The following is a 15444-nucleotide window of genomic DNA, read 5'->3' as shown; positions in this document are numbered from 1 at the left end:
GGCTTACCCAAATAAATTCAGACGGCCTGAACCGTAACAAAAAAGTAGGTACGGTTAGGCGATACGCCGTAACCGTACGCCACGCTTTTTAATGCACACACATTTTTCAGACGGCCTGCCGCAGCTCACAGCCCAACGTACGGTTACGCGCATTGGGGGCGCTAACCGTACCTACATACTAACCGTACCGACGCAGGTTTAAATTCTCCGTCGTTCCCGCTCAGGCGGGAATCTAGAAGCTTTTAGGTTCGGATACCGTTGAACAACATCGGTTTCCGACAGCTTAACGTCTGGATTCCCGCCTGCGCGGGAATGACGGAAATCTAAGCACCAACGGCATATCCAAACGGCTCAAAAAATATCAGGCCGTCTGAAAACCCTATTTCAGACGGCCTGTATCGTGTACGCGGTTTTAATACACCACTGCTGCCGCGGCTTTTTCTACGCCTTGGTCAAGCGATTCGACCATGGCGGCGTAGCCGTCGCCTTTCTGCGGGGTGGCGATGTCGAACGGGCGGGTTTGGCCGTTCGGCAGTTGGGCGTAGCCGCTGACTTTGGTTTCGCCGCGGTAGCTGCCTTGGAAGGCTTCGACGTAGATTTTGAGCACGCGGCTGCTTTGGCTGCGGGCGGCGGGTACGAATATGTCGCGGCTGCCCAAGCGGTTGAGTTTGTTGCTGAACGAGGCGGCCAACGCGTTGTCCAGCGTGCCTGCCCACAGATGGTTGCGGGCGAAATTGACGTGGAGCGCGTCGGTTTGGTAAACAAGGCCGCCTTTGCCGAGCGGTTCGGCCAGATACACGCGCACGGCGGTTTCGCTGCGTGAACCTGCGGGACGGATGTATTGGCTGTCGGGCAGTGTGAAATAGCGGGTGGCTTCGGTACCGGCGCAGGCCGCCAGCAGGACGGCGGCGGCGGGATAGAGGATTTTTCGCATCGGACATTCTTTCCGGTTCGGGTTGGTCGGGGCGGTTTTTTCAGACGGCCTACTGCCCTTTGGGGGTGGGGTCTTTGCTGCCGCTGTTGAATATCAGCGCATTCGGTTTTTCTTTCAATGTGTTAATCACGGGCTGCGCGTCTTTCAGGGTGTTGTCTATGCTCTTGAGCGTGTTCTGCACGTCGCCGTAGAGCGGGGATTCGGGCGAAACGCCTTTGAGGGTTTGCCGCAGTTCGCGCAGGGTTTGGTTCAGCTCGTTGGGGATGTTCTGCGTTTGCGGTTTGCCGATAAGCGCATTGGCGGATTTGAGCGTGGATTTGAGCTCGGCCAGCGAGCCGTTAAGTTCGCCCACGGTTTTGTCGAGCGGCAGTTTGTTGAATTTCTCCAAAAGCTGTCCCAACTGGGCCTGAAGGTCGTCGAGACCGCCGCCGCGCGTGGCGATTACGGTGTCGCCCGCGTAATGGCTCTGCGGTTTGAGCGGCGGGGTGGATGCTTTTGCGTCGCTCAATTCAATCATTTTGCTGCCGGTCAGCAGGTTGCTGCTGGCGAGATTGGCGGTGAGGCCTTTGTTTAAGGCCGTCTGAAGCTGGTTTTTCCAATGTTCCCGACTTTGCGCGTCGGCGTTGATTTCCATGCGCGACGGTTCGATGCGGATGCGCACGGGTACCCAGCCGTTTTCAAACATCTGTAAGCTGCCGTTGCGCTCGAAATACGGTACGTCGGAAACGATGCCGACATTGATGCCTTTGTATTCGACGGGCGAACCGACGTTCAGGCCGCGCACGCTCTGTTTGAAGAAGGCGATGTAGTAAAGCGCGCGGCCGCCGGGCAGGTTGGCGACTTCGCTGCGGTCGTTGTAGAGCGTGAAGCGGTCGTTGTTGGCGGCGGCAACGGGTTCGGCATCGCTGTTTTTCGGCGTGTCGAAGGCGATGGCACCGGTGAGCAGCGCGGGCAGCGGCGCGGAATTGAGCTTGATGCCGCTGCCGCCGGTTTCGATGCTGATGCCGCTTTCCAGCCAGAAACGGCTGCTGCCGTTAATCATTTTGTCGTTGGGGCTTTGGATGAACACGGTGTAGTGGACGGTTTGGTCTTTTGGGTCGAAATTCGAGCTTTCCACCCGTCCGACCATAAAGTTTTCATACATCACGGGGCTGCCCGCGCCGAGGATTTTTTTGTTTTTGCCCGACAGTTTCAGGCGTACGCCGCTTTGGCCGATGGCGGCAATCGGCGGGATGTCGAGCACTTCGAACGTGTCTTTCGTTTCGTCGGCGCTGCCCGGAGTAAAGGCGATGTACGAACCCGACAGCAATGTGTTCAAACCCGTTACCCCGCTTTGGTCGATGCGCGGCTTCACCACCCAAAACTGGGTGTCTTTGCGCATCATGTCTTTTGCATCGGCATTGAGCCGCGCGGTGACTTCCACGCCTTTGCGGTCGTCGCGCAGTTTGATTTTGGTCACGCGGCCGACATCGACGTTGAGCACTTTAATCACGGTGTTGTTGACTTCGATGCCTTCCGCGCTGTCCATCAGCAGGGTGATTTCGGGGCCGGTATTGCGGATTTCGCGCATCAGCAGCCAGCCGCCCACCATCAGGGCAATCAGCGGAATCAGCCACACCACGGATACGAACACGTTCGTCCGTTTCACTTTGGCGGGCACGCTCTCTAAATCGTCGTTTTGCTTGTGTTTCATAAGTTTCGTCGTTGTCAGCGACGGCACGCAGGCCGTCTGAAAATAGAATCCGGTGCGGCGGACTGATTCTCCGCAGTTTCAGGCAGTTGTTAAGAAAAACCCACTGCAGCTCGGCGGTCTGCGGCATCGGGCGCATCCGTCTGCCGTCCGGTTCCGCCGAACCGCCGTTTTTCAGACGGCCTGCTCCGTATCGGCATCGTGTCCGGCCTGTTGCCTGCCCGTCTGCAAAGATTTCTGTTTGTCCCAAATCAGGCGCGGGTCGAAGAAGTAGGCCGACAGCATCGTCAGCACCACCACCAGACAGAAATACACCGACGCTTCGCCCGGCACCACGCGGGCCGTATGTGTGTGGAACGCGCTCATCAGGATGATGATGACGAAAATGTCAATCATCGACCAGCGGCCGATGGATTCGGTGATGCGGTACATCAGGGTCATTTTAGCAGCAGGCAGCGGCGGCGAAAAATACGCGCTCCAAATCAGCACCAGCATCGCCGCAATCTTCGCCACCGGCACCACCACGCTCGCGCTGAAAATAATCACCGCAATCAGCCGGTCGCCGTCTTCCCACATATACACGATGCCGTTCAGAATCGTGTTGATCTCCAGCGCAGTCGGGTTGGAAGAAATCATAATCGGGAAAAAATTGGCCGGAAAATACAGCAGGAACGCCGCAATCAGAAACGCCAGCGACAGGCTCAGGCTTTTCGGCCTGCGGCGGTACAAATCGACCCCGCACACCCCGCAGTCGTCTTCGCTTTCGTCACGGAAATACAGACAGCGGCTGCAGCAGATGCGGTTGTCCGAAGCCGTCTGAACCGCGCTGTGTCCCAAAATACGGTGAATCTGGTAATACACCCAATGCTGCGGCATCGATACCGACGTGCGCAGCAGCAATACTGCCAACACCGGCATCAGGTAAAACGCTTCGCCGAACACCACCACCGACACCGTGTCCAGCTTGATATACGCCACCAGCGTCGAAATGAAAAACACGTCCACCATAATCACATGACGCAGCCGCACCAACACCCGCGTCGCATACAGCAGCCCGGGAAACGGCTTTTCCCACACCAGCGCCGTATACACATAAATGCCCAGCAGCAGGAACAGCAGCGGCGAACCGAACGTTAACACGAACATCACTTCCGCCAAAAAACCGAAATCCTGCACAATCAACTGCCGCATCATTTCCGGCAGCGTCAGAATCGACGTTACCCCCGCCAGCGACACTGTGACATACATCATCGTGTACGCAAACGCCATCACAATCAGCGAAGCCGACGCATACGCCAGCGGCGCCCAAAACGGATTGCCTTCCACCCGCACCAGCATATGCCCGCAGCGCGGGCAGTTGGCCGTATGCCCCTGCAACAGGCGCGGCACATTCACCCGCTTCCCGCATTCGGGGCAGTCGAGCGTATGGGCGGGCAACGCCGCATGCTCCTGAAGCGACGCACGCCGCCAGCGGCGGTAGGCATATACGGTTTTCATGGTGTTTTTTTATAGATAGCGTTTACGGTAAAAAGTTTATGGCCGGCAAACTTTCGCACCTCCATACAGCAGCCGCCCGTCTTGCGAAGGCCGTCTGAAATATGGCCAAAACATTCCCAAACCTTTCTTGATTTCTTTACATGTGCGGATACATCCGTCCCGACCGACGGCCGACGAACAGACACGCTCCCCGTTGCCCGCTTAACCGATCGATTCACGGAAAGCTACCGATTCACGGGAACAGCAAGCCGACGGATTCAGGCCGTCCGAACCCTGCAAACGGCGCAGCCGGGAAAACACAGCCAATAAAAACAACGCTTTCAGACGGCCTGAAAGCGTTGCCTGCTGCTATTTCGTCTGTCCGGCTTCGTAACGCTGCCGGAACGATTCCAAAGATTCCAAACCGCGCATGAACCGCGACAGTTCGGCCAATGCGCCTTCATACACATCCCTTTTGAAATCAATCACTTCTTCAATCGGCGCCCAATAATCGTGCCAACGCCAGCCGTCAAATTCGGGATGGCTCGAAGCACGCAGATGCACATCGCTGTCCCGTCCGACCAAGCGCAGCAGATACCAAATCTGTTTCTGCCCGCGGTAGGAACCGCGCCATTCGCGCCGTACCCAGTGGTTCGGCACATCATAACGCAGCCAGTCGCGCGTGCGCCCCAAAATCTTCACATGCTGCGGCAGCAGGCCGACTTCTTCCAAAAGTTCGCGGTACATCGCCGTTTCAGGGCTTTCGCCGGGCTTGATGCCGCCCTGCGGAAACTGCCACGAATGCTCGCGCACACGCTTGCCCCAAAATACTTGGTTGCGTTCGTTGGTCAGGATGATACCGACATTGGGGCGATAACCTTCTCTGTCTAACACAAAACCGCCCTATCTAAAAAATTCAATGCCGCGATTTTCCCATAAACCCCCGTGTTTTGCCAAATCCGCAGCATCCGCTGCAACTGCGGCAAACGAAAGAAGGCCGTCTGAAAAATTCAGACGGCCTTCTTGGTTCCAAGCGAACCGACAGGCAGTTACTCGGCAGCTTCGTCTGCCGCCGCATGCTCCGCCCGCACCGCCGCCAACGCCGCAAGTTGAGCGGCAACGCCTTGTTCGATGCGCTCGATACTTGCCGCACGGGCTTCGTGGCAGGCTTCTTCAAGGGCAAAGGCAAAACCGACGGCATCGGTACCGCCGTGGCTTTTGACGACCACACCGCGCAAACCGAGAAAAATCGCACCGTTGAAACGGCGGGGGTCGAAACGGTTTTTAAAGCCTTTCAAGGCCGGCAGAGCAATCAGCGCCGACGCTTTGGTAAACAGGTTGCGCTCAAACTCCTGCTTGATGGAACTGCCGATGAATTTAACCGCGCCCTCCATGGTTTTGAGCATGATATTGCCGACAAAGCCGTCGGCCACCACCACATCGACGCCGGCATTGAAAATGTCGCCGCCTTCCACATTGCCGATGAAGTTGAGTTTGCTGCCCTGCAGCAGCTTGTGCGTCTGTTTGACCGTGTCCGTGCCTTTGATGTCTTCATGTCCGACATTAACCAGACCGACACGCGGGCTGCCTTTTTCGGGATGAAGCGCCTGCACGAGTTCGCTGCCGATAACGGCAAACTGAACAAGCTGCTCCGGCGTACAATCGACATTCGCACCCAAATCAAGGGCAAGGGTAAAGTGGTTGTTTTTGCCCGGAATGAATTTGGCAATGGCCGGACGCTCGATGCCTTCGACCGTTTTGAGCACAAAGCGCGCGGTCGCCATCAGCGCGCCGGTATTGCCCGCGGATACGGCAGCTTGCGCCTTGCCCTCTTTCACTTGGTTGACGGCAACGCGCATGGACGAATCTTTTTTGTTTTTCAGCGCCAGCTGGGGGGCTTCGTCCATTTCCACCACCTGCGAAGCATGTTGCACGGTAATGCGCGACATCGGCGCTTTGGCCTCCGCCAACGCCTGATTCAACGGGATTTCGTCGCCCACCATAATCAGGTGGACATCAGGCTGCTGCTGTAAAAACGAAACGGCGCCGGGCACGGTTACGGCAAGGCCGTGGTCCCCGCCCATGGCATCTACGGCTAATGTAATCATATTGGCTATTGGCTTTCTGACTGGTTGCGGTGTATTCGGCGCAATTCTGTTTTTCAGACGGCCCGACGGCTAAACGGCCTGCATATCATGCCCCATTTTACAAATTGCAAAACGGCGGCACGGAAAGGCCGTCTGAAATCCGAACCACCGTTGTTAGGTGCTGCTTTCCGCCGCTAAGCGGTTATGTTCGTCGATGTCTTCCGCATCCCACGGATAGTTAATCCACAAATCTTCCACCGTAATCCCGCTGAAATAAGGCATTCCGGCCGGAATACTGCCCGCTTTGGCTTTGATTTTTTCATGCAGAACGGCAATGCCGATGGTCGCAAAATCTTCTTTCGCCAATTCGGTCAGACAAAATTCGAGCGTCACGCGGCTGTCATCCACCTCGTCCACCACCAGCACGTTTTTCCCTTTCAGGACTTCGGGAACGGGATCGAGCCACTGCACCTTTTTCACTTCTTCCGTTACTTTGCCCAAATCGTCGCTGTCGTAATAAGCGGTGGTTACGGCGTAAATCGGAATATCGAGGAAACAACGCAGCATACGCGCGGGGATGAAACCGCCTCCGCCGATGGCAATCATGGCATCGTATTTCATGCCCGATGCTTGGATTTTAGCGGCAAGGTTGCGGATAACGCGGTGGATGTCGTCGTAGGTGTACCAGATTTTCTGTTTCATGGCGGCTGTCGGGAAATGGGGAAAACGGGAGATAATAAGGAAAAGATCAGGATACGGTTGTCGGCATGCCGCCTTTTCAGACGGCCTAGCCTTCAACCGGAAAGGCCGTCTGAAAAAACGGCAATACCGTTTCGGCATTTAACGCAAAAAAGCCAGCAATTGCGGTTTCAGGCAATCTGGCTTCTCGATTTTGCGTCCATAGCGGCAGGCGGTAATTATTCGCCTTTGGCTTTCACAACCTTACGGCCGCGGTACATGCCGTTGGGAGAAATGTGGTGGGGGCGGTGCACTTCGCCGGTCGCACCGTCCACAGACAGTGCGGGCGCGGTCAGCGCATCGTGCGAACGGTGCATACCGCGGCGTGAGGGGGATTTTTTGTTCTGTTGAACGGCCATTTCAAGCTCCTAAAAATATAAAACGTAAACCGGTTCAGCGGCTGCTTTTCAAACCTGCCAACACGGAAAACGGATTGGGTTTGTCGCGATTGACTTCCTCGAGCACAGTATTGCCGCAGTCTTCATGGCGGGGAGAAAACGGCAGCGCCATCAGGATTTGGTCTTCCACCAGCTCCCGAACGTCCAGCTCTGCCTGCAACACCATACCTTCCAACTCATCATCGGAAAGCATCGCCTCGTCGAGACCTACTTCGTCCGCAAACAGCACGATACGGCATTTTTCGTCCAATTCGAAAGACATCGGCTTCACGCACCGCTGACACAGCAACGGCATATCCGCCCTGACTTCCAAATCGATAAAGAGCCGCTGCAAACGGTCGCGCCCGCCTTTCAGCGCAAACGACACTTCCGCCTGCCTGTCGGCAAAATATTCGTGCGAAGAAACACGCCCGTCCAAATCCGCCAAGGTAAAACGCCCTTGCAGGCTCTGCTGCTCGGCGGCGAACGCTTCGGGGTCAATCAAAATAGGGGTTAACATAAACGGGGCATGATATAATTTTATCGCTTCCCAGTCAATATTTTTACCGCCCTGTAAACAAAACCAGTCAGATTTACCGTCGGGTTAACCGGTTTTGCGGCACATCCCTCCGACATCAGACACGGACAAACCAAACAATGGCACGCCCCCTCATCCTCGGCTCGACTTCGCCCTTCCGCCGCGAACAGCTCGCACGGCTGGGCTTGGATTTTCAGACGGCCGCTCCCGATTTCGACGAAACGCCCGCCGCAGACGAAACCGCGGAACAAACCGCTTTGCGTTTGGCCGTCGGCAAGGCGCGTTCGCTGGCGCAAGCATTCCCCGCACACCTGATTATCGGCGCAGACCAAGTAGCTTGGTGCAACGGACGGCAACTCGGCAAACCGATGCACACCGGTGCCGCACGGAAAATGCTGGCCGATCTAAGCGGACAGCGGATTGAGTTTTACAGCGCACTCTGTCTGCTCAACACTTTTTCAGACGGCCTGCAATGCCACGTCGATAAAACCGTGGTACAGATGCGCACGCTGACCGCAGCCCAAATCGACCGCTACCTTGCCCGCGAACCCGATGCGGTTTATTGCGCCGGCGCGGCCAAAAGCGAAGGACTGGGCGCGGTTCTGCTCGAACGCATCGACAGCACCGACCCGAACGCCTTAATCGGCCTGCCGATCTTCAAACTGGTGGAATTTCTGCAAAACGAAGGCTTGGAAATATGATGAGCATGGTACTCATCCCTTTACTGATTTTGACCGCAATCGTCACACTGTTCGCGTTATGGCAGATTTTCGTTATGTGCCGCACACTGTGGAACAAGCCGTTTCTGCTGCGCCGTCCGTGCACATGGCTCGGCGCGGCAGTCTTGTCTTTCTTATGGCTGCCCGCGTGGTACAGCTTTTTGGCCACCATATCGCAGCACGACGGACACAATCCCGAAATTGCACACCTGCGTACCGTTCTGTTTTGTTGGTTGCTGGCTGCTGTCATTGTACAAACCGTTATTGCGTCTCTGCTGCTTTGGCGGCAACACAGGCAAAAGCAGTCCCTGCCATCCGGTCGTTCCGCCATATTTATTCTGACGGGGCTGCTTGCGGTTTTCAGTTCCTACCCACTGATGCCGCCGCTCTATACGCCGTTATTTTCATGGTGGTGGGAATCGCTGCTCAACCTGTTCGGTCTGGCACGCCCCGAAACCTTCAACGGTTTGCGGCACACAGATTTTTCTCCCGGCTCCGTTTTTGCCTACATCTTTTTCGGCTGCATCTCCTGTCTGGCCGCAGGCAGCATATGGGCCGCCCTGATGATGCGCATAACCCGCCAAACCGAAACCGCCGCAACGGTACACACTTAATTTCAGACGGCCTGCAATTCATCAGGCCGTCTGAAAACCTCCCTACCATTCCAAGCATCCTTTTATACACACTTAATCCAACTATGCCGCCCATACTCTACCTCATCCCCACCCCGCTCGGCACACCCGACACCCCCTGCCTGCTGCCGCACGAAGCCGCACAAATCAGCGGCTTGACCGATTTCGTGGTCGAAGCCGAAAAAACCGCCCGCGCCCATTTGAAGCATTTGGGCATTACCACGCCGATTCGCGAACTCAATCTTCAAACGCTCAACGAGCACACCGACCCGAACACTGTGTCCGAACTGCTCAAGCCCCTGCAGGAAGGCCGCAGTACCGGCCTGCTCAGCGAAGCGGGCTGTCCCGCCGTGGCCGATCCGGGCGCACGGCTCGTCGCTCTGGCACACGCACACGGATTTGAAGTCCGCCCGCTGGTAGGCCCGTCGAGCATCCTGCTTGCGCTGATGGCTTCCGGCGCAAACGGCCAGAATTTCGCATTCAAAGGCTATCTGCCGTCTGAAAAATCCGAACGCATCGATGCCCTGAAAGCCTTGGAAAAACGCAGCCGCGCGCACAACGAAACGCAGATTTTCATCGAAACGCCCTACCGCAACGATGCCCTGCTGGGCGACGCTTTGGAACACCTGTCCCCCGCCACCCTGCTCTGCACCGCCAGCGACCTGACCCTGCCGACCCAAACCGTTACCAGCAAAACCGTTGCCGACTGGCACAAAATGCCGGCTCTGCCCAACCTGAAAAAACGCCCGACGATTTTCGTACTGTACGCAGGTTAACAGGCAGACTGTCCCACTCCGATACCGGAACGGCAGGCACCGCCGAACCTTAATCAAGCAATCCTTAGAACACGCAAAACAGCATCCGACAACAAATTCAGAGGTAGTCCCGACACAAACCCCAAGCCGAACCACAGCAGTTTTTATTGTTCCGCCATACCGCCAAAGGCCGTCTGAAAACCGGATTCTCCCGTTTCAGACGGCCTGAAACGGAAAATGCGGCACAGCGAAACCGCTTGCCAAACGCCGACGTTATATTTACAATGCACATCTTTACGGAATGTAGCGCAGCCCGGTAGCGCACTTCGTTCGGGACGAAGGGGTCGGAGGTTCGAATCCTCTCATTCCGACCAAAATCTTTCAGGCGGCCTGTTTTACAGGCCGCCTGAACCGTTTCCGCCCAACGCCGAGGCCGTCTGAAAACCGTTCAGACGGCCTGATTTCATTAGAAAATTAGAAAACCGCGCCGTTTTCGCTTACAATAGATTCCCTTAACCTTCAACAATATAAAAGACCAACCATGCGATACGCCAAAATTCTGGGAACCGGCAGCTACCTGCCCGCCAAGCGACTGAGCAACGACGACTTGGCCCAAACCGTGGACACATCCGACGAATGGATTACCACCCGCACCGGCATCAAATTCCGCCACATCGCCGCCGACAACGAAAAAACCAGCGACCTGGCCGCCGCCGCAGCGCGCGCCGCACTGGAAACCGCCGGCGTTGCAGCGGAAGAAATCGACTTGGTCATCGTCGCCACCGCCACACCCGACATGCAGTTTCCCGCCACCGCCACCATCGTCCAGCAGAAACTGGGCATAACCAACGGCTGCCCCGCATTCGACGTACAGGCCGTCTGCGCAGGCTTTATGTACGCCATCCAAACCGCCAACGCCTACATCAAATCCGGCATGGCGCAGAAAGCATTGGTCATCGGCGCGGAAACGTTCAGCCGCATCATCGACTGGACCGACCGCAACACCTGTGTCCTGTTCGGCGACGGTGCCGGCGCGGTGGTCTTGGGCGCATCCGACGAAGCGGGCATCATCCACGGCAAATTACAGGCCGACGGCAACTATCTGGATTTGCTCAACACCCCTGGCCAAATCGCCAACGGCCAAATCTGCGGTTCGCCCTACCTGCACATGGACGGACAAGGCGTATTCAAATTCGCCGTCAAAATGCTGGCCAAAGTGGCCGACGAAGTCATTCTCGAAGCAGGCCTGACCACGGAACAGATTGACTGGATTATTCCCCACCAAGCCAACCGCCGCATCATCGAAAGCACCGCCAAACATTTGGGCTTGGGCATGGACAAAGTGGTGCTGACCGTACAGGACCACGGCAACACGTCCGCCGCTTCCATCCCGCTGGCCTTGGACCACGGCATCCGCAACGGCCAAATCCAGCGCGGCCAAACCCTGCTGCTCGAAGGCATCGGCGGCGGCTTCGCATGGGGTGCGGTGCTCGTCAGATACTGACCGTCCCCCTGCCCGACCGTAGCCAAAACACAACAAATACACATACAGGCCGTCTGAAAAATGCTTTCCCCCGCATTTTTCAGACGGCCTTCTTATTTTTACAGAAATGCGTATATCACACCTGTTATGGTTATCCTGTATAATCTTTTCTTACGCAAATTAACACCAATACATCATTTCCCAAACACATTGCCATGACCCAACCCACCCGACTTTCCGGCATCATCGTGCACTGGTTTCCCGAAATGCAGCGCGGCTCGATTTTGGCCGACGGTTCCGAACGCCGCATTTTTGCCGATGCCGAATCCCTAACCGACGGCTACCGCCCGCAGGCAGGCGAGCGCGTGGTGTTTACGCTGCGGAAAACCGCCGACGGCAAAGCGGTGGCGGCGGATGTAGCGAAATGGCAGGCAGCGGCAACCGCGGCACGCCGGATTGAAAACACAGATAACGGCACACAGCCTGCCGCCCGCACCGTACCGTCCGACGCAGACATCAGGCAGACAGCGGCCGTTCCGCAGAACCCTCACCTCGCACAGGGAGGGTATACCGCAAAAATGCCGAAAAAACATTTCGGTACGATTGTGCATTGGTTTGCCGAAATGCAGCGCGGCTCGATTCAGCCCGACAATTCGGAACAGCGGATTTTTGCCGACGAAGCGTCGCTGGTGGACAGCTATAAACCGCAAACGGGCGAACGGGTACAGTTTTACCTGACGAAAACCGCCGACGGCAAAACCGTGGCGGCGGATGTGGCGCTGTTTCAGCCGTTCAAAGAAAACGACACAGTCGAAATCACCGTTACCGAATGGGACATCGCGCAAAACGCGGGCATGGGTGCGAGCCGTCTCGACATCCGCACGCCCGTTTTCGTATTGGGACAATTCCTGTGCGAAGGGCAGACCATACCGCAGCCGGGCGACCGGCTGACAGGCCGCCTGCACCGCCATGTCAGCGGCAAATGGGTGCTGGTGGACGCAGCAGCAGCCGATGCGGCAGGCCGTTCCGTTCCCGAACCGGAAACCGAACGGTTTTCAGACGGCCTTGATGCGCCGCCGCCGAAGTCCGCAGCCGCCCAGCCGTTGCGAGAAACACCGCAGCATCTGCCCGTCGGCCAGGTTTTCGGCGGCGCGGTGGTGGCTTGGAACGAAGAACGCGGGCAGGGCTTCATCCGTTACGGCGACGAATCGCAAAACGTGCTGTTCGACGAAGCCGCATTCCATTATGCAGGCCGCCGCCCGCACATCGGCGACGAAGTGAAATTTTTCTGCCGCCCGCCCGTGGCGGGCGAACGGCAGCAGGCCGCGCGGGTGGTGTTGTCAGAACACGCGGGAATGCTGTCGTCCGACACGCCCTGCGACGATGCCGCGCCCGACCGCAAACCGCTGTGGTTTGCATTGAGCGTAACGGCGGCCGCGGCTTGGCTGCTGGCGGTGGGCTGGCTATCGGCAACCTTGTCGGGCATCTACTTCTTCGCATCGCTGGCCGCATTCTGGTTTTACCTGAAAGACAAAGAAGCCGTCCAAGCCATGCGGCGCAATGGCGAGCGCAGCGACACGGCCTATTTCGAACGCATCGGCGAAGGCGTGCTGCACCGCTGTGCCGTTATCGGCGGCTGGCCGGGCGCGCTGATCGCGCAGCACCTGCTCCGGCACAAACAAAACCAACAACCTTTTATTTGGCTTTTCTGGGCAACGGTGGCCGCAAATATTGCCATGACCTATGTGCTCTTGGTACATTACGCCGATAATCCCGTGTCTGTATTTTTGAGAAACTGATTTTGTGCGTCGGCCGGGTTACACAGCCGTTTCCGCAGGCCGTCTGAAAAACCTGCCGTTTACAGGCCGTTTTGGCATGGCGTTTTCATCCCCACCCTGTCTGTCCGTACCGCCATGACGGTGTTTTTCAGACGGCCTTCCCGCCAACCGCCGCACTAAAGCCAACCAAAGGAATCCCCATGTCTTTCGCATTCTTCTTCCCCGGACAAGGTTCGCAGAGCCTGAACATGATGAACGGCTTCGACAGCCAGCCCGTTGTCAAAGCCACTTTCGACGAAGCATCTGCCGCGCTCGGCCAAGACCTGTGGGCGATGATTAACGGCGACGATGCCGAGCTCATCGGCCAAACCGTTAATACGCAACCAATCATGCTGGCTGCCGGTGTCGCCACTTATCGTGCCTACTTGGAAGCCGGCGGCAAAGTGCCTGCCGCAGTCGCCGGCCACAGCTTGGGCGAATACACCGCGCTGGTTGCGGCAGGTGCGCTTGACTTTACCGACGCCGTGAAACTGGTACGCCTTCGCGCCGAACTGATGCAGAGCGCCGTACCGCAAGGCGTGGGCGCGATGGCTGCGATTTTGGGACTGGAAGACGAACAGGTCAAACAAATCTGCGCCGATGCCGCACAAGGCGAAGTGGTGGAAGCGGTTAACTTCAACTCCCCCGGCCAAGTCGTGATTGCGGGCAACACCGCCGCCGTCGAACGCGCCATGAATGCCGCCAAAGAAGCCGGTGCCAAACGCGCCCTGCCGCTGCCCGTGTCCGTGCCTTCGCATTGCAGTCTGATGAAACCCGCCGCCAACAAGCTCGCCGAAGCGTTGGAATCGGTGGAAATCAAACAGCCGCAAATCCGCGTGGTGCACAACGCCGACGTTGCCTCCTACGACGATGCCGACAAAATCAAAGACGCGCTCGTCCGCCAGCTTTACAGCCCCGTGCGCTGGACGGAAACCGTCAACGCGCTGGTTTCAGACGGCATCACCGAATCCGCCGAATGCGGCCCGGGCAAAGTGCTGGCAGGTTTGGCCAAACGCATCAACAAAGATGCCGTCTGCACCGCGCTGGTTTCCACCGACAGCGTGAAAGCGTTCATCGAAACACACTAAAAATACAATTCAGGCGGGGCGGATAACCCGTTCCCGCCCGTTTCCATACATTGCCGCGAACACACAAGCAGTAACATCAAGCACGCCAGTCATGAAAAAAACCGTCATTCTGGCCGTACCCTATATGTACGGCCTCGACCAATGTATCGAAAAAAGCCTGCGGCACGCAGGCTACGACGTCATCAACCTCTGCTACGACGACCGCGATTCCTACTACCCCAATCTCGGCTGCCGCCTGCTGTCGCTCTACCACAAAAAAGTAACCAAAGACGGCGACTACAAAAAACAGCTCAAATACTCCCGCTACCTGCCCGACATCAAGCGCAAACTGGCCGCACTCGGCGGCAGAAAAGCCGACTACGCCCTCTGCATCCGCGCCAACATCTACCCCAAAGCCCTTATCCGCCTGGTTCGCGAACACGCGCAATTCTGCGTCAACTACCAATGGGACGGCGTCGGACGCTTCCCCGACATCATCGAATACCTGCCCTATTTCGACCGCTGTCTCGTGTTCGACAAACAGGATGCCGCCGCATATCCGCAGCACAAACTCGAAGTAACCACCAACTTCTACTTCGACTTCCCCATACACAACGCAGGCCTTTCAGACGGCCTCTATTTTCTCGGCGGCTACGAAGACTCCCGCGCCGCCGAAACCAAACGCTTCATCGACGAATGCCGCTGTCTGAAACTCCCGCTCGATTTCCACATCTACTGCAAAGACGAACGCGCCGAAAAACTGTTCGGCCACGGCGGCATCCGCTACCTCAACCGCCAAACCATACTCAGCTTCGAACAGAACCTGCAGAAAACCGCCGCCTGCCGCGCCGTGGCAGACTTCGTACAGGCCGACCACACCGGCCTGTCGTTCCGCATTTTCGACGCCCTGCGCTTCGACAAAAAAACCGTAACCACCAACCAAACTGTCAAGGAATACGACTTCTACCGCCCCGAAAACATCTTCGTGTGGGACGGACAAAACCTCGACGGCCTGCAAACCTTCCTGCAAACGCCTTACGTCTCCCTGCCGCCAGAAACCAAACAATACTACTCATTCGGCCGGTGGATAGAGCGCGCGTTCGCCCCGGCTTGAAGCACAGCCCGCACTTC

Annotated in this window: 15 protein-coding genes and 1 tRNA gene; 8 read left to right on the top strand and 8 right to left on the bottom strand. The window is 57.0% G+C overall.

Annotated elements, in window-relative coordinates; translation table 11 throughout:
• Window positions 1–412 precede the first annotated feature (412 nt).
• The 8 genes from ACEYDX_RS02475 to ACEYDX_RS02440 all read right to left on the bottom strand — a co-directional run bounded on the left by ACEYDX_RS02475 (window position 413) and on the right by ACEYDX_RS02440 (window position 7822).
• On the bottom strand, window positions 413–934 hold the full coding sequence (locus tag ACEYDX_RS02475; RefSeq protein ID WP_373740456.1) for a membrane integrity-associated transporter subunit PqiC: 522 nt from the start codon (window positions 932–934) through the stop codon (window positions 413–415).
• Between the two features lie 49 nt (window positions 935–983).
• Entirely contained in the window at window positions 984–2627 is a 1644-nt protein-coding gene (gene pqiB, locus ACEYDX_RS02470; protein WP_373740455.1) for an intermembrane transport protein PqiB, read from the bottom strand.
• Window positions 2628–2798: 171 nt separating this feature from the next.
• Window positions 2799–4121 (bottom strand): paraquat-inducible protein A, encoded by a 1323-nt coding sequence (locus ACEYDX_RS02465; protein ID WP_373740454.1) that lies wholly within the window; start codon window positions 4119–4121, stop codon window positions 2799–2801.
• A gap of 348 nt (window positions 4122–4469) precedes the next feature.
• Window positions 4470–4994 carry an RNA pyrophosphohydrolase gene (locus ACEYDX_RS02460; RefSeq protein ID WP_373740453.1) on the bottom strand — a complete coding sequence of 175 codons (525 nt, stop codon included), beginning with the start codon at window positions 4992–4994 and terminating at the stop codon, window positions 4470–4472.
• A 155-nt stretch (window positions 4995–5149) separates the two neighbouring features.
• Entirely contained in the window at window positions 5150–6208 is a 1059-nt protein-coding gene (gene plsX / locus ACEYDX_RS02455) for a phosphate acyltransferase PlsX (protein WP_373740452.1), read from the bottom strand.
• Between the two features lie 153 nt (window positions 6209–6361).
• The gene (locus ACEYDX_RS02450; protein WP_373740451.1) at window positions 6362–6889 is read right to left on the bottom strand and encodes a phosphoribosyltransferase; all 528 of its coding nucleotides are present in this window, start codon (window positions 6887–6889) and stop codon (window positions 6362–6364) included.
• A gap of 215 nt (window positions 6890–7104) precedes the next feature.
• A complete protein-coding gene (gene rpmF / locus ACEYDX_RS02445) occupies window positions 7105–7284 on the bottom strand; it encodes a 50S ribosomal protein L32 (RefSeq protein WP_003785213.1) in 180 nt (59 codons plus the stop codon).
• A 34-nt stretch (window positions 7285–7318) separates the two neighbouring features.
• On the bottom strand, window positions 7319–7822 hold the full coding sequence (locus ACEYDX_RS02440) for a DUF177 domain-containing protein (RefSeq protein ID WP_373740450.1): 504 nt from the start codon (window positions 7820–7822) through the stop codon (window positions 7319–7321).
• A gap of 137 nt (window positions 7823–7959) precedes the next feature.
• On the opposite strand from ACEYDX_RS02440, the gene ACEYDX_RS02435 reads away from it, so the two are divergent.
• The 8 genes from ACEYDX_RS02435 (at window position 7960) to ACEYDX_RS02400 (ending at window position 15427) form a co-directional block, all read left to right on the top strand.
• Window positions 7960–8541 carry a nucleoside triphosphate pyrophosphatase gene (locus tag ACEYDX_RS02435; RefSeq protein WP_373740449.1) on the top strand — a complete coding sequence of 194 codons (582 nt, stop codon included), beginning with the start codon at window positions 7960–7962 and terminating at the stop codon, window positions 8539–8541.
• The gene (locus ACEYDX_RS02430) at window positions 8538–9173 is read left to right on the top strand and encodes a hypothetical protein (RefSeq protein ID WP_373740448.1); all 636 of its coding nucleotides are present in this window, start codon (window positions 8538–8540) and stop codon (window positions 9171–9173) included. The genes ACEYDX_RS02435 and ACEYDX_RS02430 overlap by 4 nt, the downstream gene beginning before the upstream one ends.
• Window positions 9174–9256: 83 nt before the next feature.
• A complete protein-coding gene (locus ACEYDX_RS02425; protein ID WP_373740457.1) occupies window positions 9257–9967 on the top strand; it encodes an SAM-dependent methyltransferase in 711 nt (236 codons plus the stop codon).
• Between the two features lie 276 nt (window positions 9968–10243).
• Window positions 10244–10320, top strand: a tRNA-Pro gene (locus tag ACEYDX_RS02420).
• A gap of 167 nt (window positions 10321–10487) precedes the next feature.
• Window positions 10488–11450 (top strand): beta-ketoacyl-ACP synthase III, encoded by a 963-nt coding sequence (locus tag ACEYDX_RS02415; protein ID WP_373740447.1) that lies wholly within the window; start codon window positions 10488–10490, stop codon window positions 11448–11450.
• Window positions 11451–11644: 194 nt separating this feature from the next.
• Window positions 11645–13228: a DUF1294 domain-containing protein gene (locus ACEYDX_RS02410; protein WP_373740446.1), complete on the top strand. Its 1584-nt coding sequence runs from the start codon at window positions 11645–11647 to the stop codon at window positions 13226–13228.
• 179 nt (window positions 13229–13407) lie between these two features.
• Window positions 13408–14334 carry an ACP S-malonyltransferase gene (gene fabD / locus ACEYDX_RS02405; RefSeq protein WP_373740445.1) on the top strand — a complete coding sequence of 309 codons (927 nt, stop codon included), beginning with the start codon at window positions 13408–13410 and terminating at the stop codon, window positions 14332–14334.
• A gap of 91 nt (window positions 14335–14425) precedes the next feature.
• Window positions 14426–15427 carry a hypothetical protein gene (locus ACEYDX_RS02400; protein WP_373740444.1) on the top strand — a complete coding sequence of 334 codons (1002 nt, stop codon included), beginning with the start codon at window positions 14426–14428 and terminating at the stop codon, window positions 15425–15427.
• Window positions 15428–15444 lie beyond the last annotated feature (17 nt).

The organism is Neisseria sp., from assembly GCF_041804105.1.
Lineage (GTDB): Bacteria > Pseudomonadota > Gammaproteobacteria > Burkholderiales > Neisseriaceae > Neisseria.
This window is presented reverse-complemented; position numbering and strand designations above follow the sequence as displayed.